General features: G+C 64.4%; 27 protein-coding genes. 8 read left to right on the forward strand and 19 right to left on the reverse strand.

Translation table 11 applies throughout. The features are described 5' to 3' along the window. The first annotated feature begins 62 nt into the window (after nucleotides 1–62). Nucleotides 63–335, forward strand: a complete 273-nt coding sequence (locus DOM56_RS00410) for a hypothetical protein (RefSeq protein ID WP_110707012.1) — start codon at nucleotides 63–65, stop codon at nucleotides 333–335. Nucleotides 336–339: 4 nt separating this feature from the next. On the opposite strand, the gene DOM56_RS00415 is transcribed toward DOM56_RS00410, so the two are convergent. Then, the gene (locus DOM56_RS00415) at nucleotides 340–987 is read right to left on the reverse strand and encodes a hypothetical protein (protein ID WP_110707013.1); all 648 of its coding nucleotides are present in this window, start codon (nucleotides 985–987) and stop codon (nucleotides 340–342) included. Between the two features lie 163 nt (nucleotides 988–1150). Here DOM56_RS00415 and DOM56_RS00420 point away from each other — a divergent pair, with 163 nt between their 5' ends. Further along, the gene (locus tag DOM56_RS00420) at nucleotides 1151–1732 is read left to right on the forward strand and encodes a gamma-glutamylcyclotransferase (protein ID WP_110707014.1); all 582 of its coding nucleotides are present in this window, start codon (nucleotides 1151–1153) and stop codon (nucleotides 1730–1732) included. Nucleotides 1733–1754: 22 nt separating this feature from the next. On the opposite strand, the gene DOM56_RS00425 is transcribed toward DOM56_RS00420, so the two are convergent. The 5 genes from DOM56_RS00425 to DOM56_RS00440 all read right to left on the reverse strand — a co-directional run bounded on the left by DOM56_RS00425 (nucleotide 1755) and on the right by DOM56_RS00440 (nucleotide 4825). Further along, a complete protein-coding gene (locus DOM56_RS00425) occupies nucleotides 1755–2687 on the reverse strand; it encodes a DUF808 domain-containing protein (RefSeq protein ID WP_110707015.1) in 933 nt (310 codons plus the stop codon). 61 nt (nucleotides 2688–2748) lie between these two features. Then, a complete protein-coding gene (locus DOM56_RS00430; RefSeq protein ID WP_110707016.1) occupies nucleotides 2749–3075 on the reverse strand; it encodes a thioredoxin family protein in 327 nt (108 codons plus the stop codon). A 177-nt stretch (nucleotides 3076–3252) separates the two neighbouring features. Then, complete coding sequence (locus tag DOM56_RS00435) at nucleotides 3253–3789, reverse strand: gamma carbonic anhydrase family protein (RefSeq protein ID WP_110707017.1); 537 nt, start codon at nucleotides 3787–3789, stop codon at nucleotides 3253–3255. Between the two features lie 214 nt (nucleotides 3790–4003). Continuing rightward, the gene (locus DOM56_RS19620) at nucleotides 4004–4177 is read right to left on the reverse strand and encodes a hypothetical protein (RefSeq protein WP_157958123.1); all 174 of its coding nucleotides are present in this window, start codon (nucleotides 4175–4177) and stop codon (nucleotides 4004–4006) included. A gap of 147 nt (nucleotides 4178–4324) precedes the next feature. Continuing rightward, nucleotides 4325–4825 carry a DUF6438 domain-containing protein gene (locus tag DOM56_RS00440; RefSeq protein WP_110707018.1) on the reverse strand — a complete coding sequence of 167 codons (501 nt, stop codon included), beginning with the start codon at nucleotides 4823–4825 and terminating at the stop codon, nucleotides 4325–4327. Between the two features lie 404 nt (nucleotides 4826–5229). Between DOM56_RS00440 and mqo (DOM56_RS00445) the strand changes: the two genes are divergently transcribed. Both mqo (DOM56_RS00445) and mqo (DOM56_RS00450) read left to right on the forward strand, forming a co-directional pair. After that, nucleotides 5230–6906, forward strand: a complete 1677-nt coding sequence (gene mqo / locus DOM56_RS00445) for a malate dehydrogenase (quinone) (RefSeq protein WP_110707019.1) — start codon at nucleotides 5230–5232, stop codon at nucleotides 6904–6906. 254 nt (nucleotides 6907–7160) lie between these two features. Continuing rightward, nucleotides 7161–8765, forward strand: coding sequence for a malate dehydrogenase (quinone) (mqo, locus tag DOM56_RS00450; protein WP_110707020.1), 1605 nt, complete (start codon nucleotides 7161–7163; stop codon nucleotides 8763–8765). Nucleotides 8766–8856: 91 nt separating this feature from the next. Here mqo (DOM56_RS00450) and DOM56_RS00455 read toward each other — a convergent pair whose 3' ends face one another. The 9 genes from DOM56_RS00455 to DOM56_RS00495 form a co-directional block, all read right to left on the reverse strand. Beyond that, complete coding sequence (locus DOM56_RS00455) at nucleotides 8857–9114, reverse strand: Atu4866 domain-containing protein (protein ID WP_110707553.1); 258 nt, start codon at nucleotides 9112–9114, stop codon at nucleotides 8857–8859. Nucleotides 9115–9227: 113 nt separating this feature from the next. Continuing rightward, nucleotides 9228–9710 carry a carboxymuconolactone decarboxylase family protein gene (locus DOM56_RS00460; protein WP_110707021.1) on the reverse strand — a complete coding sequence of 161 codons (483 nt, stop codon included), beginning with the start codon at nucleotides 9708–9710 and terminating at the stop codon, nucleotides 9228–9230. A 41-nt stretch (nucleotides 9711–9751) separates the two neighbouring features. Then, a complete protein-coding gene (locus tag DOM56_RS00465; RefSeq protein WP_110707022.1) occupies nucleotides 9752–10489 on the reverse strand; it encodes an SDR family oxidoreductase in 738 nt (245 codons plus the stop codon). A gap of 305 nt (nucleotides 10490–10794) precedes the next feature. Beyond that, a complete protein-coding gene (locus DOM56_RS00470) occupies nucleotides 10795–11688 on the reverse strand; it encodes a LysR family transcriptional regulator (RefSeq protein ID WP_110707023.1) in 894 nt (297 codons plus the stop codon). Further along, the gene (ampC, locus tag DOM56_RS00475) at nucleotides 11678–12847 is read right to left on the reverse strand and encodes a class C beta-lactamase (protein ID WP_110707024.1); all 1170 of its coding nucleotides are present in this window, start codon (nucleotides 12845–12847) and stop codon (nucleotides 11678–11680) included. Before ampC ends, DOM56_RS00470 begins: the two co-directional genes overlap by 11 nt. A gap of 108 nt (nucleotides 12848–12955) precedes the next feature. Then, a complete protein-coding gene (locus DOM56_RS00480; RefSeq protein WP_110707025.1) occupies nucleotides 12956–15286 on the reverse strand; it encodes a xanthine dehydrogenase family protein molybdopterin-binding subunit in 2331 nt (776 codons plus the stop codon). Further along, nucleotides 15283–16284: a xanthine dehydrogenase family protein subunit M gene (locus DOM56_RS00485; protein ID WP_110707026.1), complete on the reverse strand. Its 1002-nt coding sequence runs from the start codon at nucleotides 16282–16284 to the stop codon at nucleotides 15283–15285. The genes DOM56_RS00480 and DOM56_RS00485 overlap by 4 nt, the downstream gene beginning before the upstream one ends. Continuing rightward, a complete protein-coding gene (locus DOM56_RS00490) occupies nucleotides 16281–16802 on the reverse strand; it encodes a 2Fe-2S iron-sulfur cluster-binding protein (protein WP_110707027.1) in 522 nt (173 codons plus the stop codon). Before DOM56_RS00490 ends, DOM56_RS00485 begins: the two co-directional genes overlap by 4 nt. Before the next feature lie 132 nt (nucleotides 16803–16934). After that, nucleotides 16935–17480 (reverse strand): hypothetical protein, encoded by a 546-nt coding sequence (locus DOM56_RS00495; RefSeq protein WP_110707028.1) that lies wholly within the window; start codon nucleotides 17478–17480, stop codon nucleotides 16935–16937. Between the two features lie 128 nt (nucleotides 17481–17608). Between DOM56_RS00495 and DOM56_RS00500 the strand changes: the two genes are divergently transcribed. Next, nucleotides 17609–18400, forward strand: coding sequence for a helix-turn-helix transcriptional regulator (locus tag DOM56_RS00500; RefSeq protein WP_110707029.1), 792 nt, complete (start codon nucleotides 17609–17611; stop codon nucleotides 18398–18400). A 157-nt stretch (nucleotides 18401–18557) separates the two neighbouring features. On the opposite strand, the gene DOM56_RS00505 is transcribed toward DOM56_RS00500, so the two are convergent. The 3 genes from DOM56_RS00505 to DOM56_RS00515 form a co-directional block, all read right to left on the reverse strand. Next, complete coding sequence (locus DOM56_RS00505) at nucleotides 18558–20108, reverse strand: inorganic phosphate transporter (protein WP_198655628.1); 1551 nt, start codon at nucleotides 20106–20108, stop codon at nucleotides 18558–18560. 313 nt (nucleotides 20109–20421) lie between these two features. Then, nucleotides 20422–21015 carry an NAD(P)H-dependent oxidoreductase gene (locus tag DOM56_RS00510; protein WP_157958124.1) on the reverse strand — a complete coding sequence of 198 codons (594 nt, stop codon included), beginning with the start codon at nucleotides 21013–21015 and terminating at the stop codon, nucleotides 20422–20424. Continuing rightward, on the reverse strand, nucleotides 21012–21464 hold the full coding sequence (locus DOM56_RS00515) for a GNAT family N-acetyltransferase (protein WP_110707032.1): 453 nt from the start codon (nucleotides 21462–21464) through the stop codon (nucleotides 21012–21014). Before DOM56_RS00515 ends, DOM56_RS00510 begins: the two co-directional genes overlap by 4 nt. A 91-nt stretch (nucleotides 21465–21555) precedes the next feature. Between DOM56_RS00515 and DOM56_RS00520 the strand changes: the two genes are divergently transcribed. Together DOM56_RS00520 and DOM56_RS00525 are read left to right on the forward strand one after the other, a co-directional pair. Beyond that, nucleotides 21556–22962, forward strand: a complete 1407-nt coding sequence (locus tag DOM56_RS00520; RefSeq protein ID WP_110707033.1) for a PLP-dependent aminotransferase family protein — start codon at nucleotides 21556–21558, stop codon at nucleotides 22960–22962. A 136-nt stretch (nucleotides 22963–23098) separates the two neighbouring features. Next, nucleotides 23099–23575: a carboxymuconolactone decarboxylase family protein gene (locus tag DOM56_RS00525; protein ID WP_110707034.1), complete on the forward strand. Its 477-nt coding sequence runs from the start codon at nucleotides 23099–23101 to the stop codon at nucleotides 23573–23575. Nucleotides 23576–23614: 39 nt separating this feature from the next. Here DOM56_RS00525 and DOM56_RS00530 read toward each other — a convergent pair whose 3' ends face one another. After that, the gene (locus DOM56_RS00530) at nucleotides 23615–24175 is read right to left on the reverse strand and encodes an XRE family transcriptional regulator (RefSeq protein WP_232822116.1); all 561 of its coding nucleotides are present in this window, start codon (nucleotides 24173–24175) and stop codon (nucleotides 23615–23617) included. 109 nt (nucleotides 24176–24284) lie between these two features. Between DOM56_RS00530 and rhtA the strand changes: the two genes are divergently transcribed. Continuing rightward, the gene (gene rhtA / locus DOM56_RS00535) at nucleotides 24285–25178 is read left to right on the forward strand and encodes a threonine/homoserine exporter RhtA (RefSeq protein ID WP_232822117.1); all 894 of its coding nucleotides are present in this window, start codon (nucleotides 24285–24287) and stop codon (nucleotides 25176–25178) included. The last annotated feature ends 43 nt before the right edge of the window (nucleotides 25179–25221 follow it).

Consider the following 25221-nt stretch of genomic DNA (forward strand, 5'->3'; position numbering starts at 1 on the left):
ATCGATCTCCGAACGAGCTACCCTGAACTGGATCTGGTTAATTCGGCAGCAAGGAGCATGCCATGGGTATCTACTGCCTGACCTTCGACAGGCCGCTGGGGAGAATGGACCGTCATCGCCTGGAGTCGATGCTCCGGCGATTCGACTCCATTGTACTGTTCCGCACCACGTGGCTGATCGAGTCGACCGATCCGATCGAATTCCTGCGCTCCCGCTTGAGTCGGGCATTCGGCAAGCAGACTCGCTTTTTCATCACCCGACTGAGCGAACCCTGGTGCACCGACGGTATCGGCCCGGTAAGCCAATGGCTGAGCGCCCCTGAACGGCAGTGGTAGGCGGTCAGGCTTTCGCCGCCTCCAGCACGCTCTTGATATCCTTGGTCAGCTTGCAACGAACCAGTGCGGCCATCAGCCTGGGGTAGTCCTCGGGTGACACCTTGTTGGCGAGCTTCTCCGCATCGGCCTTGAGCCCCAGCTTGTCGGCGGCCGAGAGTGCTGCCTTGTCGGCGTAGGGATAGCATTCATCCCATACCGACTGGACCTCGCGCAGGAAGATATCGGCACCGGTACCGCCGATTCCCTTGAACGTCTTGAGCCGCTTGCGCAGGGCTTTCGGGCTGCCCGCCGCTTCCCGCAGCTTGCGCAGATCGCCAGCATAGGTATCCAGCAGCTCGGCATTCATGTCGGCCAGCTGCGTGGCCGTCTTCTCGTCGACGCGGGCGTAGCCGGCTTCATTGAGCACCCGTGCCCGACTCGCCCAGTCGCTCGCCTGCAGCTTCCGTGGCGTCGTCCAGCCGGCTTCGGCCATTGCCCTGGCGCCTCGCATCGCCAGGTCGGCACTGACCGGCGCGCTGGTCAGCAGCGAATAGCAGAGCAGGCGGAACAGCGGCGACGGCGTGTTCTTGCGCAGGTCGACGCCGAGTTCACTGGCGAAGGTTCGACCGTGACGCTGCATCAGGACTTCGACGATTCGTCTCTGGCGGGCCATGTTGTCTCCTCGAAGCAGTACGGACTTTCAACATGGCAGCAGCGGGCACGCTGTCAAATCGACCGCTGGCTGATTCGCATGCGCCGAGGGCGAGAAGCGGCCTTGAGATGTCTCCCCTGCCACCGCATATTGCGTATTCGCCAGCGTTCTGCAACGGAGTCCCATGTCCTTCGATACCACCACCCACAACCGCCGGATGACCTACTTCGACAAGCACGAGTCGGTATGGCTCTTTGGCTACGGCTCACTGATCTGGAAGGCGGATTTCGACTATCTGGAGCGCCGGCCGGCGTCGATTCGCGGCTGGACGCGTCGCTTCTGGCAAGGCTCTCACGATCATCGCGGTACGCCGGAAGCACCGGGAAGAGTGGTGACACTGGTGCCGGAAGACAACGCCGTCTGCCACGGCATGGCCTACCGCATTTCCCCCCGGGTGTTCGAACCGCTGGATGTTCGAGAGAAGAATGGCTACCTGCGCGTGGTGACCGAGATGACGTTCGAGGACGCACCCTCGGGAGAGGTAGAAAGAACCGAAGGCGTCGTCTATCTGGCGGGGGAGGATAATGCGGCCTATCTCGGCCCCGCCGAGGAAGCGGCCATCGCGCGGCAGATCGCCGAATCACACGGTCCCAGCGGTCCCAATCGCGACTACCTGCTCAATCTGGCCGCTGCCTTGCGCGAGCTGGGGTTCGAGGACGCCCACGTATTCGCCCTGGAGCGTGCGCTGCTCGGTAACTGTCGCTGAGGTGAGCCAGCTGTGGCTCGACTCAATGGCTGCTACCGGATCGGAACTTCTTGATCAGCAAGACCGCGCCAAGCACCAGCGCACCGGCCAGGAGGCCGAAGCCGAAATTCAGCAGCATGGGCGTCAGCGGTTGAATGATCGTGCCGATACCCGGGATCTCGCCGGGCGCCTCGGCGAGATCCTCGATGCCGTGGTGAATGAAGGGGATGCCGTGGGTCAGGATACCGCCGCCGACGAGGAACATCGCGATGGTGCCGACGATCGACAGCAGCTTCATCAGGTAGGGCGCCGCCCACAGGATGGCGCGGCCGATCGACTGGGCGACAGGCGCGGCACGCTCGGTGAGATAGAGGCCGAGATCGTCGAGCTTGACGATGCCTGCCACCAGGCCATAGACCACGCCGGTAATGGCGACGGCGATGATCGCCAGCACCACGACCTGCTGCAGGAAGCTGGCGCTGGCCACCGAGCCGAGCGTGATGGCGATGATCTCCGCCGAGAGGATGAAGTCGGTACGAACCGCCCCCTGGATCTTCTCTTTCTCGAAAGCCAGGCGCTCCTCTTTCGACTTCAGTTGCGCCGCGGCCCGCACCGCCTCATTGCTCGCTTCTCCCCCGCCATGCAGAAACTTGTGGGCCAGTTTTTCCGCCCCTTCGTAACAGAGAAACGCGCCCCCCAGCATCAGCAGCGGCGTGATCAACCAGGGAGCGACGACGCTGATCAGCAGCGCCGCGGGGACCAGAATCAGCTTGTTGCGCAGCGACCCTTTCGCTACCGCCCAGACGATAGGCAGCTCCCGATTGGCGCGAACGCCGGTGACCTGCTGGGCATTGAGCGCCAGGTCGTCACCCAGAACCCCCGCCGTCTTCTTGGCGGCGACCTTGGTCATCAGGGATACGTCGTCGAGCAGCGTGGCGATGTCGTCGAGTAGTGTCAGTAAACTGCCTGCGGCCACGAGTCTTCCCCTCTCGATCGAACAAAGCACGGCTGGATGAGGCCAAGCGTAGCGGAAATCCTCACCTTGACGTGACGATTTTTGCCAGCGCCTGCTTCACGGACTCCGCCGATTCCGGACGCACGCAGCGCGCGACCTCCTCGCCATCCAGCAGGAAGATCAGCGTCGGCCAGAGCTTGACCCGGAAAGTTCGGCCCAGCGGGCGGCCCTTGCCGTCCTCGATCTTGAAGTGCGTCAGGCCCTCGTGGCCCGCGAACGCCTCGTCGATCAGTGGCCGGGCAGCCTGACACCAAGGGCACCAGGGCGCGCCGAATTCGACCACGACAGGCCCCGGGGTGGCACGCAGGGCTTCGCGATCCGGCTCGTCCGTCGTGTAGTGGTTCGTCATGGCACTCTCCTCGCCCCGGTCTTTTGCGGTCCGCCAGCACACTGTAGTCATGAACGGGGGAAGTTACCGCAAACGCCGGCAACATCGCCGGCGCGAGGAATTAGGGCAAAAGCCCCTCCGGCATTCAGCCAGCCAATGGGAGAGAGCGGGCTCGCACCTCGCTCGATCTCCGGCGCTTCAATCGAGGTCGAGCGGTTTCAACCCGCGGGAGAACGCCTGCCAGCGCTCGACATAGTGCGCGGCCGACGCTTTCAATCCCTCGATCGCCTTGTCGTCCAACGTGCGCACGGCTTTTGCCGGCGCGCCCACGATCAGCGAGTTGTCGGGAAAGGATTTGCCCTCGGTCACCAACGCATTGGCGCCGACCAGGCAGTTGCTGCCGATCTCGGCGCCGTTGAGCACGGTAGCCCCCATGCCGATCAGCGTGTTGTCGCCCAGGGTGCAGCCGTGCAGGATCGCGTGATGACCGACGGTACAGCCACGACCGACACGCAGCACGAAACCGGGATCGGTATGCAGCATGGATCCCTCCTGAATATTGCTGCCCGCGCCGATCACGATGCGGTCATTGTCGCCACGGATCACCACGTTGAACCAGATCCCCACATCCTCCCCGAGCTCGACCTGGCCAATGACATGAGCGCTTGGTGCGACCCAGTAGCGATTCCGGTCCGGCAGACTCGGTACCGCGTCGAAATAGGCGTAGACAGGCATGGGCTCGGCTCCGACAGAAAGAGGCTTATCCTCACCCGCGCGGGCGTCCTCTACCAGCCGACTTTAGCCCCAGGGCGCCCCGGGTGACGGTTTCGCATGCCTCGGCAAGCGCAGGCACCGACGCAAAGAGGCCCCGGCATCGAATCGACGCCGGGGCCTCTCGTTCACGCTTGCTGCTCGCCCGTTACCTCGCCACGACGCCTGCCCGTCACTGCTAGGCGGATTCGTCGTCCTGCTTGCTCTCGCTGGTAACGGAGGTGGTGACACTGCTACCGCTATAGGAATTCAGGTGCTGGCTGGCCTCGCTCTCCGCTGCCATGGAAAACGGCAACACGGCGGAGACGACGATGGCGGCCAACATCGAAAACAGCTTGTTGAACGCTTTCATGACCACTCCTTCGGTAATGGGGCGCCCTGCGACGTTTTGTCGCGAGACCTTATTAGCATGCTAAACGAAACGATGGCCGTCAAGCACGGAATGGTCGAAGGGAGAGCGTCTCCATGCCTGCCGCGACGACACGCCGCCGTTCGGGGTTCAAGGCTGCACCCAGCTCTGGATGTGCAACATCTCGGGAAGCGACCGCAGTACAGCGGTGAGCTGGCGCGCATCATCCGACCGGCAGCCGCTGTCATGCTCCAGCACCGCCACTTCACCGTCGCGACGTATCCAGGTCACCGTGTAGTGGGAGAAATCCGTGGCCCGCGGCCCGCAACGCGGCGTCTCGGCCGTCTTAAGCGTGGTTCCCATGGCTGGCTGCCAGGCCGAGAGACGCTGTTTCACCAGCGCAAAACGCTCCGGGTCGCCGGTTGTCATCCGCTCGCACTCGACGGCGGTATAGCGCTCGCCGATGAAGCGAGTCGTTCCATCCTGCCGAAGGTCGACACGATAGACCGGGCAAGTTCCATGGCAGGGACCAGCCTGGTATCGAATGGCAGTGATGGCCGGCTCACGGGGTGAAGCCAGCTCCTGTCGAGCGCATCCGCTGACCGCCAGTACGCCAAGTACCGCGACGAAATAGCGGATTTTCCATTGCATTCGAGAGTCCCTCTTTTTGTCACATCTTAAATTTCTTTAGTTCATCTAGTTTAAAAACAGCACTAAAAAGCTTCCAGCATTGTTGAGAAATTCGACAACCTCATGATTCTACGCATCCTCTCGATTTTAATATTAAACTTATAAAATCATTGTGAAGATATGCGCTACCTCACGCGCCCTGCGACAATTTACAGCGCTACCTCCGCTCCCTAGAATATCGCCCGACTCTCGCCCGCGGCAGATCACATTGTCTGCATCGCAGAATGCTTCAGAACGTGATGTCGGCATCATCGACACGACACTTTCGTGACAGTCCTTCGATCATGATCCACTCATTTTTTCATCAATGATTGAGGGATTCATGTGATCGCGATCGACTTCATTCAGGAATCAGGGATCATTCAATGAAACTTTATCGCAGCATGGCGGCAGGAGTAGGCCTGTTGACGATCTCCTCGGCACTGATGGCCGCCGACGAGACACCCGTCGATGTCGTTCTGATCGGTGGCGGCACGATGAGCGCAACGCTCGGCACCTATATTCAGGAGTTGGAGCCGAACTGGAATGTCGCCCTGTTCGAGCGCCTCGGTGAAGTCGCGGAAGAGAGCTCCAACGCGTGGAACAACTCCGGCTCTGGCCACTCGGCCTTCTGCGAGATGAATTACACGCCGCAACTCGAGGACGGCAGCGTCGCCATCGACCGCGCCATCAAGGTCACCGAGGACTTCGAGGTCTCGCGCCAGTTCTGGGCCCATCAGGTCGACCAGGGCGTACTGCACGACCCGGCGTCATTTATCACCAGCATGCCGCACATGAGCCTGGTGTGGGGCGACGACCACGTCAACTTCCTGCGTGCCCGCTATGCCGCGATGCACCAGCACCCGTTCTACGAGCAGATGGAGTACACCGAAGATCGTGACACCATCCGCCAGTGGCTGCCGCTGGTCATGGACGGCGCCGATGGGGATCAGCCCATTGCCGCGACCCGCATGCCGATCGGTACCGAGGTCAACTACGGCGAGATTACCCGCCAGTTGATCCACTCGCTGAGTGACAACGACCACTTCAAGCTCTCGCTCAACAGCGAAGTGCGCGGCCTGGATCGCAATGACGACGGTACCTGGAAAGTCACCGTCGCCGATCTCGCCAATGGCGAGAAGGAACACAGCGTCAACGCCCGCTACGTGTTCATCGGTGCCGGCGGCGCCGCACTACCGCTACTGCAGGCCTCCGGCATTCCCGAAGCCGAGCAGTACGCCGGCTTCCCGGTAGGTGGCCAGTTCCTCTACACCACCAACCCGGACGTCGTTGCCCAGCATCGAGTGAAAGCCTACGGCCTCGCCGCGGAAGGTTCTCCGCCGATGTCCGTGCCGCACATGGATGCTCGAATGCTCGACGGCCAGCCGGCAATCTTCTTCGGGCCGTTCGCGACGTTCTCCAGCAAGTTCCTGAAAAATGGCTCCTGGACCGACCTGTTTGGCTCGATGACCTTCAGCAACACCTGGCCGATGATGGAAGTCGGCATGGACAACTTCAATCTGGTCCAGTATCTCGTCGGCCAGGTGATGCAGTCCGACGACGATCGGATGGATGCGCTGAAGCAGTTCTACCCGCAGGCGAACCCCGATGACTGGAAGCTGTGGACCGCCGGTCAGCGCGTACAGATCATCAAGAACGACCCCGAAAAGGGTGGCGTGCTGCAGTTCGGCACCGAAGTGGTCGCGTCGGAAGATGGCACCATGTCGGCACTGCTGGGCGCCTCGCCGGGGGCGTCTACCGCGCCGCCGATCATGCTGCGCCTGCTGAACCGGGTCTTCCCGCAGCAGGTCGAAAGCGCGGAATGGCAGGAAAAACTGCACGAGATCATTCCCTCCTACGGCCAGAAACTGGCGGACAACCCGGAGCTACTGCGCGACCTGCGCCGCCGCACGGCCAATTCACTGGGGCTGGTCGGCGGCGGACCGGAGCCGACCACTTTCGAGCAGGCGGTGAAGGCTGAGCGCGAGGAAGGCGATGCGCCCTCCGAAGAGGCGATCGAACCGAGCGGCCCGGTCGCCGGCGAGTCCCGGACCGACACCTGACACCCGACCCGCGCCGCCATCGCGCAGGCCATGACCCCGTACCGCCCTTCGGCGGTGCGGGGTTTCTTCCTTCAAATCTGTAGGAAGTTCATCTTTTCCGTTCAACTTACTGATTCGAAAGAATAAATATACTAAACGACGACCTCCCATCCACGCCGCCTCTGTCATAGTCATGGCACTAACGCCGCGACCTCATTAAACTGTCGTCCTAGTCGCGTTCGCGCCTGTCCGTATCCATCAGACAGAGAACCTTCATGAAATTGCGTCACGGCATGACATTCGTCTCCAGCCTGCAGACCCAGACTGGCGCCGAATCCGGCGAGACCCAAAACGTCGACGTCGTTCTCATCGGCGGCGGCACGATGAGCGCCACCCTGGGAACGCTGCTCCAGTCACTACAGCCCGACTGGACCATCCACCTCTACGAGCGCCTGGATAAGGCGGCCGAAGAGAGTTCCAACGTCTGGAACAACGCCGGCACCGGCCACTCGGCCTTTGCCGAGATGAACTACACCTCGCCGCAGCCCGACGGCAGCGTCGACATCAAGCGCGCCATCGGCATTACCGAGCAGTTCGAGGTATCACGCCAGTTCTGGGCCAGCCAGGTCCGTGAAGGCGTGCTGGCCAACCCGCGCTCCTTCATCAATACCGTGCCGCACCTGAGCTTCGTCTGGAGCGGCGAGCGCGTATCGTTTCTGAAGACACGCTTCGAGGCGATGCGGGAAAGCCCGCTCTACGCCGGCATGGAATATTCCGACGATCCCAAGAAGATCTCGGAATGGATCCCGCTGGTCATGACGGGGCGCGATACCGACGAACCCGTGGCCGCGACCCGCATGCCGATCGGCACCGAGGTCAACTTCGGCGAGATCACCCGCCAGATGATGAACTCGCTGGCCCGCCGCGACAATTTCCACCTCTCCGTCAACACGCAGGTGCGCGACCTCAAGCGCAATGCGGACGGCAGTTGGAAAGTCACCGTGGCCAACACCAGCGACGGCGAGAACGAGCGCAGCGTCAACGCCCGCTTCGTCTTCATCGGCGCGGGCGGTGCGGCCCTGCCACTGCTGCAGAAGTCCGGCATTCCCGAAGCCCGGATGTACGGGGGCTTCCCGGTCGGCGGCCAGTTCCTCTACACCACCAACCCGGAAGTGGTCGCCAAGCACGACGCCAAGGTCTACGGGCTGGCGCCGGCCGGCTCGCCGCCCATGTCGGTGCCCCATATCGACAAGCGCATCCTCGACGGTACGCCGGCGATCATGTTCGGCCCCTTCGCGACGTTCTCCAGCAAGTTCCTCAAGAACGGCTCCTGGACCGATCTGGTGCGCTCGATCACGCCCAACAACCTGTGGCCGATGACCAAGGTCGGCATCAACAACCTGGATCTGGTGCGATATCTGATCAGCCAGCTTCGCATGTCGGAAAGCGGCCAGTTCAAGGAGCTTCAGAACTACTATCCCGAGGCCAACCGCGACGACTGGAAACTGTGGACCGCCGGCCAGCGAGTGCAGACGATCAAGGATATCGAGGGCAAGGGCGGCACCCTGCAGTTCGGCACCGAACTGGTAACCGGTGCTGAAGGCTCCATCGCCGCACTGCTGGGCGCATCGCCGGGCGCCTCGACGGCACCGTCGATCATGCTCGCCCTGCTCGAGAAGGTCTTCCCCGACCAGGTGTCCAGCGAAGCGTGGCAGGCCAAGCTGAAGTCGATGATCCCCTCCTATGGCAAGGCACTGACCGACAACCCGCAACTGCTCTACGACGTTCGCGCCATGTCACGCGAGCTGCTGGAACTGAGCGAGCCGGATTTGACCACCACGCCCGTGCCAAGCTCGGAACCGGAAACCAGCGGCAGCTGAACCGAATCGCCACCCTCCGTGAAAAACACCGCCCGCCCTGGATGAACCAGGGCGGGCGATCCGTTCGACCCATGTCTGGCTTTTCGCCGCTCTATCTCGCTGTTGGCGACGCCTCCTGCCGATAGAGCACCATCCCGCCGTGGTGCAGGACACCATCGATGAAATCGCCATCGGCAGTAAAGCCGGTGTCGTCCCAGTACTCGATGTGGTCTCCGGTGATTTCATATCGGCCCTGGTAGGCACTCTCCCGCGTCCCCCTGGCCTCGTCGTAGCGGCCATTCGGTAGTAGCTCGTGGCGGACGTGACCGTCTGCCGTCGCCCATAAGCCAACGTAGGTTCGATCCGTCATGTCGGTGACCCCCTCGTGATTCTCTGCGGATGCTTGGGCCCCAAAGCCGAGCGCGGCAGCGAAGATGCCGATGCACGTTTTTCGGTAGCCTCGGAAATGCCGGACGCGGCCGGTCATGGCCCCGCCTCGACAAGCTGGCGCCGCTCCTCGAACAGCTCGGACAGAGCGACGGATGCCGCGATGGCCGGCGGAAACCCGGCATGGACGGTCGTCAGGTAGATGACCTCCTTCAACTCCTCCTCGCTGACACCGGCATTCAGGGCGTAACCGGCGTGAATCTTCATGTAGGCAGGCTGGCCGAGAGCGGCGAAGACACCGACAGTGATCAGCTGACGCGTGCGATCATCCAGCACCTCGCGGCCCCACACCTCACCCAGCGCATAGCCCTGGGTGGCATCGGCCAGGAAGGGAAACTCCTCGCGCATGGCCTCCAGCGCGGGCTGGGGCTGCCCCTGGTTGAGGCGCTCGATCACTTCTCTTCCCGTCTCCAGGCGCTCCCGCTCGCTCGCCGCATGTGCCGGTTCGAGAGCGAACAGCGCCGTCGAGAGCCATAGTGCCCCGTGGCAACATGATGTTCCCAGTGTCGTCAATGTCATCTCGCTTCCTCCCTTTCGGGTGTCCGATCCAGCGGCCAAGGTCAGTAGGGACTGGCCGTGGGGCGAACGATGATTTCGCTGACATCGACGGTGGCCGGCTGTTCGATGGCGAAGGCGATCGATCGGGCAATGGCCTCGGCCGGTATGGCGCCCTGGCGGAAGGTTCTCATCGCCTCCTGGGCAGTCGGATCGGTGATCGAGTCGGCAAGATCGGATTCGGTGACACCGGGGCTGATCACGGTCACGCGAATGTCGCCCCCCACCTCCTGGCGCAGCCCTTCGGAGATCGCCCCCACGGCAAACTTGGTCGCGCTGTAGACGGCCGCGGTGGGCGAGACCGCATGTCCGCCGATGGAGGACAGATTGATGACCTGACCCGCCTTCTGGTCCTGCATGACCGGTAGCACCGCCGCGATACCGTGGAGGACACCGCGAATGTTGACGTCGATCATCCGATTCCACTCGTCGAGCTTGAGCACCTCGAGCTTCGAAAGCGGCATGACGCCGGCATTGTTGATGATGACGTCGACGCGACCATAGGTTTCCTGCGCTGCGGTGACGAAACCGCGCATGGAATCGATGGAGGTGACATCGAGCTGGCGCCAGTTGGCCTCGCCACCGCGCTCGCGTATCTCGTCGGCCAGACGTTCGAGCCGGTCGACGCGACGCGCCCCCAGCATCAGTCGGGCCCCCCGCGCCCCCAGATGGCGTGCGGTGGCTTCGCCGATGCCGCTACTCGCACCGGTAATCAGTACGACCTTGTCTGTCAGTTCCGTCATGGCAACTACTCCGTCTCATGAAGGGTCGTACGACGGCACGACCAACGAGGAGCAGTCTATTGAGTGAGACGAGAACGATAATCGGGGGAAATATTCATGCGCTATGAAGCTGGAAATACACAATCCGACAATGGCGACGACAACCCCGGGAACCGATCACCCTTGTGACCTCGCCGTCTCGAAAGCCCCACGGCCTGATCGCCACGCTCCGTCTGCCCCTGCACGGGGCGTCCCGCTCGAAGGCCTGACCCGGGCGCTGGCGCCTCAGGCGTCCCGCTCGAAGGCCTGACCCGGGCGCTGGCGCCTCAGGCGTTCCGCTTGAGGAAGTCGATGAAGACCCGCATCGCGGCCAGGTGGTGACGCTGACGCGGGTAGCAGAAGTAGAACCCGTCGAACGGCGCGCACCACTCGTCGAGCATGGTCACCAGGCGCCCCTCGCGGATCAACGGGGCTGCCCAGGCATCGACGGTGAAGGCGATGCCGACGCCGTTGACGGCCGCCTCGAGCATGGCCCTGAGATCGTTGACGATCAGCGGACCATGGACGGCGACCCGAAACCAGCCACCGTCGCGATGGAACTCCCACTGGTACGGATGCATCTGCCCCGGCCAGCGCCAATTGATGCAGCGGTGCCGGTGCAGGTCCGAGGGTGTGGCGGGCTTGCCGTGGCGCTTCACGTACGCCGGTGACGCGACCACGCAGTGGCGCAGGGTCGCGCCCAGCGGCATCGCGATCATGTCCTGCTCGAGCAGCTCGCCGAGCCGGATCGCCCCGTCGAAGCCCGCTTCGATCATGTCGACCGGCTGATCGTCCAGCGTCAGGTCCAGTTCGATATCGGGATACGCCTCGGCAAAGCGGGCCAGCAGAGGTGCCAGATAGAGCTGGTAGCCGACCCGGAAGGCATGAAGACGCAGGCGGCCCTGGGGCCGCTCACCGAGCTCGGCGGCATCGGCGACGGCCGCCTCGACCTCCTCCACCGCCGGCTTCAGGCGGGCCAGCAGCCTTTCCCCCGCCTGGCTCAGCCCGACCCGGCGGGTGGTGCGATGAAACAGCCGGACGTCGAGCCTCGCCTCGAGCCCCTTGATGGTCTGGCTCAGGGCCGATGGCGAGACCTGCAGCGCCTCCGCCGCGCGAACGAAGCTGCCCTGCTCGGCAACGGCGAGAAATGCCTGCAGTTCGGCGAACTCATTACCGCGCATCGCCACCGTCGACCACGTTCAGCTTCGACAGCATCTGGTAGGCCGCCTGCACTCGCGCATCGTTGGGATAGTTCCTGTTGGCCAGCATGACCAGCCCGACCTGCTTGCCGGGCACGAGAACCACATAGCCGCCGAAGCCGTTGGTGGAGCCGGTCTTGTTGATCCAGACGTCGTCCCGCGGTGCCTGCGGTGGCTCGATCGCCTTGGCCGCGTTGGGTTTCAGGATCATGTCGTAGCCGTTGCCCGCCAGCAGCGTATCGATCGAGACCGGCAGCGGGTACTGCTCCCAGATCAGATCCTGGGTCATGTCGCCGACCTGGAAATTGCCCTGGCGCGTGATGTCGATCGCCTGCTGCAGGTCGTCGTCGATCTCGAGCAGGCCGAGATTGGCCTGCACCAGCCGGGCCAGGTCGCCCGCAGTGGTCTTGATACCGTAGGCCTCGTCATCGAGCACCCCGGGCGCCACGCGAATGGGTTCGCCCTGCTTGTCCTCGCCCATGGCGTAATGCGCCATCTGCGCCTCGGGAACGTCGTACCAGGTGTGCTGCAAACCCAGCGGTTCCAGCACCCGAGCCCGCATCGCCGGCACGAACCCCTGATCGAGGCTCGCGGCAGTCTCGACGCCGAGCAGACCGATACCCAGATTGGAGTAGGTGCGCACCTCGCCGATCGCCTCGGTCGGCTGCCACTGTCGGTACCAAGCCATCAGCGAGTCGTGGTCCGTCACCTCGTCCGGCACGAACAGCGGCAGTCCGCCGGTGGTGTGCGTGCCCAGGTTGCGCCCGCTGATCCGGTCGAACGCGCTGCCCTCGAGCGCCGGCAGATAACGGCTGACCGGCGCATCCAGATCGAGCTTGCCCTCGACGGCGGCAAGCGTGGCCAGCGTGGCGGTGAAGATCTTGCTGAGCGAGCCGATCTCGAAAAGGGTATCGCCGTCGACCGGGGTGCCGTCGTCACGATCGGCGACGCCGTAGTTCAGAATCTGCACGCCCTGCGGCCGTACCACCGCCACCGCCATGCCGGGGATGCTCTGCTGCTGCATCAACGACGCGACGATCGGATCGACGGTATCGCGCACATCGACGTCATCGTCCTCCGCCAGCGCCACACTCGACGAGCCCAGCAACAGCAGCGACACTCCCAATGCGATTCCTTTCATGACGATTTCGGTCCTCGGCAGTGCGCGCCGACGGTAAACGTCGGGCGCGGAAAACGGTGCCGCCAATCATGCGCAAAAACCGCACAAACCGAAACCGTCGTCGATCGGCTACAGCAGCTTGTCCAGCGTGATCGGCAGATCGCGAACACGCTTTCCGCAAGCGTTGTAGACCGCATTGGCCACCGCCGCGCCGACGCCGGTAATGCCGATCTCACCGACGCCGTGGGCCCCCATGGGCGTGCGCGGGTCGGGAATATCGGTCCACATCACCTCGATCTCCGGCACGTCCATCTGCACCGGCACGTGGTAGTCGGCCAGGCTGGGGTTCATCACCCGGCCACTGCGCGCATCGAACAGTGTCTCCTCCATCAGCGCCATCCCGAGGCCCATGATCATGCCGCCGCGGAACTGGCTAGCCGCCGTCTTGGCGTTGAGAATCCGGCCGCAGTCGAATGACCCGAGCAGGCGGCGGACGCGCACCTCGCCGGTGACCGCGCTCACCCCCGCCTCGCAGAAGATCGTGCCGAAGGAGTGCATCGACCAGTTGCCGAGTTCTTGCGATTCGGCGGCGTTCGCCTCCACGCAGAGTTCGCTGCGGCCGGCGGACGCCAGGATCTGACGATAGCTCTCGAAGCGCGAGCCATCGCCGATGGCGCCGAGGCCTTCGTCCCGGCATTCGATCTCGTCCGGCGAAAGACCGGACAACGGCGAATGCTCATCCACCAGCGACAGCAGCTCCGTGACCAGCGCCCGCTGCGCCGCGATCACCGCACCGCCGATCGCCGCCGTCTGCTGCGAGCCACCCGCCAGCACGCTTCCGGCCAGCTGTGAATCGCCATACCGAAAAGCGATCTTCTCCACCGGCAGACCTAGCCGTGCGGCGGCGACCTGGGTCTGCACCGTCGCCGTGCCCATCCCCATCTCATGGGCGGCGATGCCCACGGTCGCGCCGTCGGGCGTGAGAGTGATGCTGGCCGCGGCCCCGGGCATGCGCATGTAGGGATAGGTGGCCGTGGCGCAGCCCATGCCGATCTGCCACTCGCCGTCGTGCCGGCCGGCGGGCGTCGCGCTGCGCTCGGACCAGCCGAAGCGTTCGGCTCCCGCGCGAGCCGCTTCCAGCAAGTGACGCGAGGAGAACGCCAGGCCGCTGGTAGGGTCGCGCTCCGGCTCGTTGCGCGCCCTCAGTTCGAGCGGGTCCATGCCGAGCTGGTCGGCCAGCTCGTCCAGGGCCGATTCCAGCGCGAAAGTGCCCACCGACTCGCCCGGCGCACGCATGAAGGTGTTGGCCAGCATGTGCATGTCCGCGACATCGGTCGACAACCGGATATGGTCGGCCGCGTACAGGCACTTGGTCGCCTGGAAGAAGGGTTCGGGCAGGTTGTTGTGGCGAGTCATCGCCGCGACTCCCGAGTGGATCAGTGCCTGCAGCCTGCCCCGGTCGTCCGCCCCCAGGGCGACCCGCTGCTCGGTGCAGGCCCGTCCGCCGACCACTCGGTAGACGCCCTCGCGAGACAGCGCCAGCCGTACCGGGCGACCCGCGAGCTTCGCCGCCGCCGCGGCCAGGATCTGATGCTGCCACAGTGTCTTGCCACCGAAGCCGCCCCCCACGAACGGCGACGTAATGTGAATCCGCGAGATATCGATGCCGAACACCTCGGCCAGCGATGCCACGGCCAGATCGACGCACTGGGAGGCATCGTGAATTCGCAGCGTTTCGCCCTCGCCCTCTGCCTCGTTCACCCACGCCAGCGTCAACGCATGGGGCTCGATGGCATTGTGATTGTGGCGTGGAGTGGTATAGGTGGCGTCGACCCTGTAGGCGGCGGCTGCCAGGGCTGAATCGGCATCGCCCACGCGGATCTCGGCCGGCCCGCCGAGCACGTTGTCCGGCTGGCGCGCCTGGGTCTTGGCGATCGCGAAATCGGTCATCGCCGGTTCGGCCGCGTAATCCACGCGGATACTCTCGGCGGCGGCATCGGCCTGTTCCTGGGTTTCGGCCAGCACCAGCGCCACCGGCTGGCCGTTCCAGTGGACGCGATCGGTCTGCATGATCGGATGATCGTCGCCGGCGGCGCCGTTGGGGGCGCGCAGGAACACCGGCGGGGTATTGAGCCGCGGTGCGTTCTGGTGCGTCATCACCAGCGCCACGCCGTCCAAGGACTCGGCGTCGCGGGTATCGATCCCGACGATGCGGCCGTTGGCGATGGTGCTGTAGACCAGTGCGGCGTAGAGCATGCCGTCGAAGCGGAACTCGCCGGCGAAGCGCGCGCCGCCGGTGACCTTGTCCGCCCCGTCGACACGCGACAGCGGCGCGCCGATCCCGCTTCGCCCCTTCTCGCCCAAGGGATCCGGCCGCCCCTCCGGACGCCAGTAGTCGCCGGCCAGGGCGACGCCCGCGGGTTGGGTATCGCCCGACCGTCCTGTATCGAGAGCACTCATGCGTCACCTCCGTTACGCGCGTCCGAGAGACGCTGCGACAGTTCCGCGATCATCAGTCGTCGCGCCAGCTCGACCTTGAAGGTATTGCCCGGCAGCGGCCGGGCAGCGGCCAGCTCGGCATCGACGGCGGCGGCGAGCGTCGCCGCGGTGGCCGGCTGGCCCCGCAGCGCCGCTTCCGCCTGCCAGGCCCGCCACGGTTTCGTCCCCACGCCGCCCAGCGCCAGGCGCGTATCAGCGATGGTGTCTCCGTCGAGCTCGACCATGGACGCCACCGATACCAGCGCAAAGGCATAACTGGCACGGTCTCGCACCTTGCGGTACTGGGAATGCACCGCCATCGCCAACGGCGGCAGCTCCACCGCGACGATCAGCTCCTCGGGTTGCAGTTCGGTCTCGAGATCCGGACGCTCGCCCGGCTCGCGATGGAGTTCGGTGATCGCCAGTTGCCGATCACCAGCGGGTCCACGCAAATGAACACGCGCATCGAGCGCCACCAGCGCCACCGCCATGTCCGAGGGATGCGTGGCGATACAGGATGACGAGGTACCGAAAATGGCGTGGTAGCGGTGAAAGCCCTCGAGCGCATCGCAGCCCGCGCCCGGTTCGCGCTTGTTGCAGCGTGTCGCCGTGTCGTAGAAGTAAGCGCAGCGCGTCCGCTGCAGCAGGTTGCCGCCGACGGTCGCCATATTACGGATCTGGGCGCTGGCGCCACTCAGGATCGCGCGGGCCAGCAGCGGGTAGCGGCGGCGGACACGCGCATCGCCGGCCAGCGCGGCGTTGGTGGCGGCGGCACCGATGATCAGGCCGCCCCCATCGGTGTCGGTGATATCGCGGGACAATCGCGTCACGTCGATCAGGGTTCGCGGACGCTCCACGGTTTCGCGCATCAGATCGACCAGATTGGTGCCGCCGCCAAGATACTTCGCCTGCTGGCAACGCACGGCCTGCTCGATCGCCTGGGTGCCGTCGGTGGCCTGGTGATAGTCGAAGGCGTTCATCGCGCTATCTCCTCACCCAGCTCCTCGGCGAGCACCGCCGCAATCGCGTCGGCGATGCCGTTGTAGGCCCCGCAACGACACAGATTGCCGCTCATCCGTTCGCGCAGCTCGTCACGCTGCCACTCGATCTGGTCCGCCGCCAGATCGGCCGTGACCGCACTCGGCAGGTCGCGTTCGAGTTCGCCAATCATGCCGACCGCCGAGCAGAGCTGGCCGGGGGTGCAGTAACCGCACTGGAATCCGTCGTGTTCGACGAACGCCGCCTGAACCGGATGCAGCTTGCCATGCTCGGCCAACCCCTCGACCGTGGTGATCTCCCGGCCCTGATATTGAACGGCAAGTGCCAGGCAGGCGTTGATGCGCTCCCCGTCGACCAGCACGGTGCAGGCACCACAGGCGCCCTGGTTGCAGCCCTTCTTGGTGCCGCTGAGCTGGAACTGCTCGCGCAGCAGATCGAGCAGTGACGTTCGGAAATCCACCTCGGCCTCCCGAACCTGGCCGTTGATCGTCCATTGCATATCGAGCCTCGAGTCACGGTTGTGTATCGTTATCGGATTGTCGTCAGGTCGTTGCTACGTGCGGATCGCGGGTGTTTATCGAGCGTAGCTCGCTTCCCGGTCTGGCAAGATCACTCTTTCGTGGCGGCCCGGTCAGACGATGCCGACTGCGCCTTGTCGGCCCCCCGGGCCGGAGATTTGGGAGCTCGTGGGCAATGGCAGGGTCTCCAGCCGAATCGCCGTGCCCTGCAGCAGATCGGATAGCGCCTCGCCGCCGATCGCATCGAAGGAGGGAAAGCGGACGACGCGGGCCGCGCCCGCCCGGGCGAGCAGTGGCAGGAAGGCGAGAACCGGCCCCAGGGTGGCAAAGCGATAGGGTGAGGTCCGTCTTGCCCAGGGACAGCGACGGTCGGGTTCGGCGAGACATTCGACCGTGCCGATGGCGAGGACATCCAGCCGCCCGTATCGATCGTCGATCCAGGCTGCCGCCCGTTGCAGCGCACCGGCATCGCCGATCGACAAGGGCAGACCGACCACTTCGCTAACCGCCGCATTCGGACCGGGCTGGGACGAAGGTCCGGCGGGAGCGGTCGACTCGTCCAGCAACAGCGTGGCATCGGCCCAGCCCGATGCCAGCAAGGCCCCGAGTTCGCTATCGTCGAGCCCGAGACCCAGCGTGATACGTGAATCGGGTTCCATCCACTCTCTCCGGTCAGCCAAGAAGACGTCGGTTGACGCCGCTGTCGGAAACCCTAGTATTCTCCACTATCCTACAAAATCCGCGACTTTATCCTACGTTTGAAAACCTCAGGCTCGGCCATCACCCCATGAGTGCATTCGACTCCCCTTCGCCCTCGCTGGGCGAATTCCTGCGTGCCAAGCGCGCCGACATCACGCCCGAGATGGCCGGTCTGCCGCCGGGTCGCCGTCGGCGTACGCCAGGCCTGCGCCGCGAGGAAGTGGCCAGCCGCGCCAGCATGGGTTCGGCCTGGTACACCGCCCTGGAGCAAGGCCGCGATGTGCAACCCTCCGATCGGGCCCTGGCCTGCCTGGCACGTGCGCTGATGATGAACGAAACCGAGCGCGAACATCTCTACGCGCTGGCCGGACGCCCGGCACCGCCGCGCGCCATCGACGGCGAATCGACGGTCAATCCGATCCTGCAGCGCCTGCTCGATCGTCTCGAACCGGAACCGGCCTACGTCATGGACGCCTACTGGGAAGTGATCGCGTGGAATGACGCGGCCGGGGCGCTGTTCAGTATCGAGCGCCCCGGCGACAAGCATCCACGCAACAAGCTGTGGTGGATATTTACCCAGAAGCGCGTGGAGACGCATCAGGTCGACTGGCTGAAATCCGCGCGCACCCTGGTGTCGATCTTTCGCAGCCAGGCCACACGCTACGCCGACGACCCGCGCATGCGCCAACTCATCGACGACCTGCTCGAGGCGAGCGACACCTTCCGCGAACTCTGGGCCGAGCAGGGCGTGCTCGAACTCGGCAGCGGCCGCAAGGCGATGCGAATGCCGGACGGCACCGACCGCGAGTTCGACTACCTGCCGCTGCGGATCCCCGACCTGCCCGGCGCCTGCCTGATGATCTACCTGGGGGTGGAGTGAGCGCGCGACCGAGGCACTACGCTTTGTCTGAAAAATACCCGCTCTCGCCGGTTCTCCAGACAGAGCTTAGGCGTTCACGATGCCGATGTCCGATATCGACAAGGCCAAAGGCGGGTTGCTGGCTCGCCGATTCGACTCCGAACGTCTGCTGGCGCGATCAAACGACGGCTCTCAACACCAGAAAGGCAATCGCCGCCATTATCGCCGCAGCCGGCAGGGTTATGACCCAGGCCAGGGCGATGGGCCGCATCAGTGCCCAATTGGTCTGACGGTTGACCATGCCGATGCCGAGCACGGCGCCGATCAGGATGTGGGTGCTGGAAACCGGCAGGCCCAGCATCGAGGCGAGCATTACCACGGCGGCAGCGGCGAGTTCCGCGGAGAAACCTGACGCCGGGTGCATTTTGGTCAGATTCTCGCCGACGGTCTTGATCACCTCCTTGCCGATGAACCAGAGCCCGACGATCAATGCCACACCGAAGGTCAGCATCGCCAGCGGTGGGATCGTGGCTTCATCGCCGATCGCTCCGGTTCGCAGCACATCGAGAATCGCCACGAACGGACCAATGGCGTTGGCGATGTCGTTGGAGCCATGGCTGAAGGCGAAGCCGGAGGCGGTGAATACCTGCATCCAGCTGAACATCAGAAAGGTCGAGCGATCCAGCGACTCGCCCTTGAGAGTCTTGGCGAAGATGAAGGTCGCCATCCACACCACAGCGCCGATCATCCCCATGATCAGGTAGTCGTCGAGTGTGCTCAGGCCAAGCTGCATGTTCTTCAGTCCCTTGAACAGCAGCATTGCCGAGATAATCATGGCGCCCAGCGCGGCCACCATGGGTACCCAGCTCTCCAGTGCGCGATGGGAGTGAATCTGGCGCCGCTTCTCGTCGATCTGGTGCAGATCACGGTAGTACTCTGACTCCAGATCCTCCGTCCCGTAATCACCGTCGTTCACCGTCTGCATGTCCCGTGCCATGGCATGGGTGTAAGCGATCTGTTGAATCTCCGAGAGCCGTTCGAAGCGCGCCTTGTGCTCGCGTTTATGCTGCCGCTTCTCTTCGCGCACCGCGGTCAGCTCGCTCTTCGCCATTTCGTTGTAAGAGAGGATGTGCTTCTTGATCTGGGAGTAGAGCAGATAGGCGACTACGCCACCCAGTAGTGGCGACAACAACCAGGAGATCGCGATCTGACCGATTTGTCCCCACTGGACCAGATCCATCGCGGAGTCGGTGCCATTGATCAGGATGCCAAGGGTGATCGAGCTGCCGACGATCGCGCCGACGATGGAGTGGGTAGTCGAGACCGGATACCCCTTGCGCGACGCAAAGAGCAGCCAGAGTGCCGCGGCAATCAGCGCCGACATCATGATGTTGACGAAGTCCAGAGGCGCTACCTGAATGCCACCGAGATCGACGATCCCGCCACGAATGGTCGAGGTCACCTCGCCGCCGGCGATGACCGCGCCACTGACCTCGAAGATCGCCGCCACGAACAGCGCCTGCCTGATGGTCAGCGTGCCGGCGCCGACGCTGGTGCCGAATGAGTTGGCGACGTCGTTGCCGCCGATGTTGAATGCCATGAAGACACCGAACAACGTGGCCAGCACGAACAACAGCGTATTGTCGCCCCGAATGTAGCCCATGCCCCAGACGAGGAAGTAACCCGTCGTGACGACAAGCAAAACGCCGAAAAAGAGACTTGTCCGCAAGCCTCCTCCAGAATCACCGAGTATCGTCGGATTACCGCTGGCTGCCGGATTGGCCATGCTCGCTTCCTCTCGTTCCCCACGTGAAGATGGATCAAGCCGTGAGTGGTGGCTGATTCCTCGGCAGATTGGGGCACGAGCATGACAGAACGGTGAAGCCAGATAGGCCAGGCTCGATGATCACTCTAAACGCCCTGAAGGCGTCGGATATCGGCGAGGCTAGCCTCTCGGGCGGGCTCGGTTGCCATTTCTCGACGCAGCAGGCCTCGCCGCTGCGGGTCGCGAAGGGCAATGTCGCCGTATCGGACGGGCGCCGTCAGTACCAGGCGTCGCCCAACGCGGCGGCCGCCTCTGCGATGATCGTCTCCGGCGCGTCGCGTCGGCTGACCAGCCCTTCCAGATACACGAATTGCGGCGCGCGAATGCCCAGCGTATTCAGCACGGCTTCGAGATGGGGGGTGAGGAAATTGGGCTGCTGCGATTCTCCGGCGCGGTGAAAGCCGCCGGAACTGACGATGACGAGCGTCGCTCGGTCCGCCAGCAGACCCACCTTGCCCTGCGGGGATGCCGCAAAGGTCCGATGGATGCGCAGCACGTAATCGACCCAGAGCTTCAGTGCCGCGGGCATGCCGAAGTTATGCATGGGGGTCGCGATGATCAGCCGGTCGGTGGATTCGAGCTCTTCGATCAGGCGCTCGGATAACGCCAGCGTCGCGTTCGCGCGAGGCAAGGGATCGCGCAGCGTCAGCGCCCGGGCATAGTCCATCGTCAACGGCGCCAGCGGCTCGGCGACGAGATCCCGCACCAGCAGGTCGCTCCCCTGTCGCGCCGCGATCTTCCGCGCCAGACGGCTCCCCAAGGCCTCGTCGCGGTGCGGGCTGGCGGTCACGAGCAGTGTTCGTATCGTCACGATGCCGTCTCCTCGACGCTCAAGGCTTCCACGAAGTGCATGCCTCGGGAAAGCAGCCCCTGCCGGAAGTAGAAGCGCTGTGCCAGTGCCATGCCCAGCCCGGTATCCAGCACCAGATGCCGACACGCCATGGTTTTCGCCTCCTCGCGCACCGCCGACAGCAGCCGCGCCCCCAGGCCGTGGCGACGGCCTGCTGCGCTGACGACGAGATCGTCGACATAGACGAAGCGGCCATAGAGCAGGTTTTCGGTCAGGCGATAGCCCGCCAGTCCGACGACCCGATTCCCCTCCCATGCCGCCAACAGCCGATAACCCAAGGCCATCTGGCGCATGATCTGGCTGGCGAATGTCTGTGGTGCGTCGAGAGGCGGGCGAAGCTCCCGCATGACATCGAAGCAGCGCAGACACTCCTGCTCCGTCGTCACCGGTAGTAGTCGAACGGTGGTCATCGGACATCCTCCTTGTGAAGAGGAGTCAGGTTAGAATCGGACAGATCCGCTTGGCAGCGCCAAGACGTCTTCGATCTTCTGGGACATCGACATGTCCAATACCCGACTTCGGCTCGACCGTACGCAGAGCGTGCCGATCTACCGGCAGCTCTACCAGCGCCTGCGCGAAGCGATGACAGACGGGCGCCTGCCACCCGGCAAACGGGTGCCTTCGGTACGCAGCCTCGCCAGTGAGCTGAACCTGTCGCGCGGCACGGTGGAGTTGGCGTATCAACTGCTCGTCAGCGAAGGGTATTTGCTGCCGCGAGGCCCGGCGGGCACGATCGTCTCGCCACACTTGCCCGATGCCTCGGGGCCGGCCCCGACACCGGATACGATGGCCGGGCAGGCACCCGAGTCTGATCTCGAACCGCCGCAACCGTTTCAATTGGGGCTTCCAGCGCTGGACGCCTTCCCCCACAAGTTGTGGGCACGCCTGGCCCATCGCCGACTCCGGGCCCAAACCAGTGCCGAACTCAACTACCCGCCGCCGACGGGCCACCCGGCGCTGAAGCGCGCACTGGTGAGCTACCTCGGCGTATCGCGAGGCATCGCCTGCCAGCCCGAACAGATCTTCATCACCGACAGCTATCGGGACACGCTTGGCCTGATCTGCCGGGCCCTGCTGACACCCGGCGACAGTGGATGGTTCGAAGAGCCGGGCTACGTGATGGCGCGGGAACGACTGCTGGGCGAGGGGATGCACCTGACCCCGGTGAGCGTCGACGGTGAAGGAGTAAATGTCGAAGAGGGGTGCTCACGCGACGCCCAGGCCCGTTTCGCCGTCGTCACGCCCACGCATCAGAGCCCCACCGGGGTGACGATGACGCTGGGCCGCCGCCAGGCGTTGCTGGCATGGGCGAAGCGGGAAGCGGCCTGGATCATCGAGGATGACTACGACAGTGAGTACCGCTATCGCGGCCAGCCCGTCCCGGCACTGAAGAGTCTCGATGGCGACGAACGCGTGCTCTACACCGGCACGTTCAGCAAGGTGCTGTTTCCCGCCATCAAGCTGGCCTATCTGGTGGTCCCCCGCGCCCAGGTCGCGACCTTCCAGCACGTCATGCGGGGCCTGGGGCATGGCTGTCCGACGTTGAACCAGACGGTGGTGACGGATTTCATCGAAGATGGCCATTTCGCCCGCCATCTCAAGCGGATGCGGGCGCTCTACCAGATGCGCCGTGAACACCTTCGACAGGCGCTCGAACATCATCTGGGCGACCGGACTCACCTCGATCTACAAGCCGGCGGGATGCACCTGCTGGCCCGTCTTCCCGACGGCGCCGACGACGTGACTCTCGCGAGACGGGCGGCCAGCGCCGGGCTGGGTGGGCATGCACTGTCCGCCTGGTACCTGAGCGCGGCAAGACAGTCCGGGCTGTTGCTGAGCTTCACCAACGTCATCGATGCGGCCCATGCCGACGCGCTGGCCGCTCGGCTGGCCGCGCTCATGACGTGATGCACCCGGCGCCTCTTGCCATGGCCTAGAAATCGTCGCAGATCTTGGCTCTGTGAGACCTCACGCCTGCATCTCATCCTGTCCCGGTATCTGGTTCGCATCTTCCCATGACCCACTACCCAGACAGGTGAACGACATGAAAGCCCGCGTGAATTACTACCAGACCTCTCCCAAGGCCGCGCAGCAGTACCTCGATTTCAGCATGGCGCTATCGCAAAACGACGTGATCAAGGAGATCAAGCATCTGGTGACGCTGCGCGCTTCCCAGCTCAACGGCTGCGCCTTCTGCGTCGACATGCACGTCAAGGAGGCGAAGATCGACGGCGAGCGCGAATTGCGCCTGCACCACGTTGCGCTGTGGCGGGAATCGACGCTGTTCACCCCCCGCGAACGGGCTGCCCTGGCCTGGACGGAAACCTTGACCCGACTGCCCGAGCATGGGGTCGATGATGGCACCTACGACAACGTGCGCAGCCATTTCTCCGAGGCGGAGCTCTCGGACCTGACCTTCCTGATCGTCGCCATCAACGGCTGGAATCGTCTCAGCATCGCCTTCCAGGCCATTCCCGGCTCCGCCGACAAGGCCTTCGGGCTGGACAAGGCGGGGCTGTGATCGGGCGCTACCGGGCCTGGCACCGAATGCGCTGCAGGGTCAATGCACCACGTTGCGAATGAAGCGCAGCGTGCCACTCCCGTCGTTGCGATAGCGATAGGGCTGGTTACTCGGATAGACATGGAAGTCGCCGGCGGGGATGACGATATCTCCCGCCGCCAGCTCGAGCGTCAGCACACCTTCGATCACCACCAGCATTTCGTGCCAACCGTTATCGTCGGCCGCCGACTCGTAGATATCTCCTGGTTCGAGCGACCAGGACCACAGCTCGACCTCCTGGCGGGCCGGCTTGCTCGCCAGCAGCCGCGCCCGGCTCTCCGGCGAGCGGCCGACCCAGGCCACTTCGTCGATGCGCGCCGAGTCTTCGCTGTCCGGCGGCTGGACCAGCGCGTAGAACAGCACGCCCAGCGCTTCGGCCAGGCGATCCAGCATGCCCAGACTGACGTTGACGTCGCCCTTCTCGATGTTGACCAGCATGCGCCGACTGACACCGGCCCGCTCGGCCAGTGCCTGCTGGCTCAGTGAGACCGCCTGGCGCAGGCGCCTGACATTGGCGGCCACGTGCACCAGTACGTCGGGGCGCTCGTTAGAGTTGTGCAATATATTGCCCATCCGTACAATCGCGACTCTCGTCCCATGCCGCTCATCGCCAAGGCGATAGACGGTCACGTTTTGGCGAGCCATCATGCCGCAGACCTCGGGAGGTGTCATGTCAGTCGCCATGCGCGAATTCTTCGCCAGAATCTGGCCGGTGGCCATGCTGATCGTGGCGATGTGCTCGATCCAGAGCGGCGCCTCCGTCGCCCAGTCGCTGTTCCCGGTCATCGGCGCCACCGGCACCACCTCGATTCGCCTGATCCTCGCCGCCCTGCTGCTGCTGCTCGTCATGCGACCCTGGCGCCGGCCGCTGAGCCGTCGCGCCTGGAAATCGACGCTCATCTACGGCGTCTCGCTGGGCGTCATGAATCTCCTCTTCTACCAGGCCTTGCGGACCGTGCCGCTGGGTATCGCGGTGGCGCTGGAGTTCACCGGGCCGCTGGCGGTGGCGATGCTCTCGTCGCGGCGCTGGCTGGATCTGCTCTGGGTGGCCCTCGCGGTACTCGGTCTGATCTGCCTGCTGCTGCTGGGCGATGGTGGCAGCGGCCCGATCGACCCCTACGGCGCGGCCTGTGCCCTCGGCGCCGGCGTCTGCTGGGCACTCTATATCCTGTTCGGGCAGAAGGCCGGGGCGATCAATGGCGCCCAGAGCGCCACCCTCGGTATCACCATCGCCGCGGTGGTCATCGCCCCGGTAGGGTTGCTCGACGCGGGTACGGCCATCTTCGCGCCGGAGGTGCTGCCGTACGCCCTGGCAGTGGCGATACTCTCCACCGCGCTGCCCTACACCCTGGAGATGATCGCCATGCCGCGACTGCCGACCCAGACCTTCGGCACCCTGATGAGCCTCGAGCCCGCCGTGGGCGCGCTCTCCGGCCTGCTGTTCCTGGGCCAGCTGCTGGGTACGCTGCAGTGGTTGGCGATCGGACTGGTGATTGCCGCCTCGATCGGAACGACGCTGACGATCCGGCGCCGCGACACCTTCGAGGCGCCAGTGCCGGATTGAACGCGCCCGCATTCCTGCGGCGAGGCCCGGAGTGCACGAACGT

The sequence above is a fragment of the Salinicola sp. CR57 genome, assembly GCF_003206585.1.
GTDB classification, from domain to species: domain Bacteria; phylum Pseudomonadota; class Gammaproteobacteria; order Pseudomonadales; family Halomonadaceae; genus Salinicola; species Salinicola lusitanus.

Excerpts from the sequence above, each read along its gene's own strand:
- DOM56_RS00410 (WP_110707012.1), top strand. The coding sequence starts at position 63 with ATGGGTATCTACTGCCTGACCTTCGACAGGCCGCTGGGGAGAATGGAC.
- DOM56_RS00415 (WP_110707013.1), bottom strand. The coding sequence starts at position 987 with ATGGCCCGCCAGAGACGAATCGTCGAAGTCCTGATGCAGCGTCACGGT.
- DOM56_RS00420 (WP_110707014.1), top strand. The coding sequence starts at position 1,151 with ATGTCCTTCGATACCACCACCCACAACCGCCGGATGACCTACTTCGAC.
- DOM56_RS00430 (WP_110707016.1), bottom strand. The coding sequence starts at position 3,075 with ATGACGAACCACTACACGACGGACGAGCCGGATCGCGAAGCCCTGCGT.
- DOM56_RS00435 (WP_110707017.1), bottom strand. The coding sequence starts at position 3,789 with ATGCCTGTCTACGCCTATTTCGACGCGGTACCGAGTCTGCCGGACCGG.
- DOM56_RS19620 (WP_157958123.1), bottom strand. The coding sequence starts at position 4,177 with ATGAAAGCGTTCAACAAGCTGTTTTCGATGTTGGCCGCCATCGTCGTC.
- DOM56_RS00440 (WP_110707018.1), bottom strand. The coding sequence starts at position 4,825 with ATGCAATGGAAAATCCGCTATTTCGTCGCGGTACTTGGCGTACTGGCG.
- mqo (WP_110707019.1), top strand. The coding sequence starts at position 5,230 with ATGAAACTTTATCGCAGCATGGCGGCAGGAGTAGGCCTGTTGACGATC.
- mqo (WP_110707020.1), top strand. The coding sequence starts at position 7,161 with ATGAAATTGCGTCACGGCATGACATTCGTCTCCAGCCTGCAGACCCAG.
- DOM56_RS00455 (WP_110707553.1), bottom strand. The coding sequence starts at position 9,114 with ATGACGGATCGAACCTACGTTGGCTTATGGGCGACGGCAGACGGTCAC.
- DOM56_RS00460 (WP_110707021.1), bottom strand. The coding sequence starts at position 9,710 with ATGACATTGACGACACTGGGAACATCATGTTGCCACGGGGCACTATGG.
- DOM56_RS00465 (WP_110707022.1), bottom strand. The coding sequence starts at position 10,489 with ATGACGGAACTGACAGACAAGGTCGTACTGATTACCGGTGCGAGTAGC.
- DOM56_RS00470 (WP_110707023.1), bottom strand. The coding sequence starts at position 11,688 with ATGCGCGGTAATGAGTTCGCCGAACTGCAGGCATTTCTCGCCGTTGCC.
- ampC (WP_110707024.1), bottom strand. The coding sequence starts at position 12,847 with ATGAAAGGAATCGCATTGGGAGTGTCGCTGCTGTTGCTGGGCTCGTCG.
- DOM56_RS00480 (WP_110707025.1), bottom strand. The coding sequence starts at position 15,286 with ATGAGTGCTCTCGATACAGGACGGTCGGGCGATACCCAACCCGCGGGC.
- DOM56_RS00485 (WP_110707026.1), bottom strand. The coding sequence starts at position 16,284 with ATGAACGCCTTCGACTATCACCAGGCCACCGACGGCACCCAGGCGATC.
- DOM56_RS00490 (WP_110707027.1), bottom strand. The coding sequence starts at position 16,802 with ATGCAATGGACGATCAACGGCCAGGTTCGGGAGGCCGAGGTGGATTTC.
- DOM56_RS00495 (WP_110707028.1), bottom strand. The coding sequence starts at position 17,480 with ATGGAACCCGATTCACGTATCACGCTGGGTCTCGGGCTCGACGATAGC.
- DOM56_RS00500 (WP_110707029.1), top strand. The coding sequence starts at position 17,609 with ATGAGTGCATTCGACTCCCCTTCGCCCTCGCTGGGCGAATTCCTGCGT.
- DOM56_RS00515 (WP_110707032.1), bottom strand. The coding sequence starts at position 21,464 with ATGACCACCGTTCGACTACTACCGGTGACGACGGAGCAGGAGTGTCTG.
- DOM56_RS00520 (WP_110707033.1), top strand. The coding sequence starts at position 21,556 with ATGTCCAATACCCGACTTCGGCTCGACCGTACGCAGAGCGTGCCGATC.
- DOM56_RS00525 (WP_110707034.1), top strand. The coding sequence starts at position 23,099 with ATGAAAGCCCGCGTGAATTACTACCAGACCTCTCCCAAGGCCGCGCAG.
- rhtA (WP_232822117.1), top strand. The coding sequence starts at position 24,285 with ATGTCAGTCGCCATGCGCGAATTCTTCGCCAGAATCTGGCCGGTGGCC.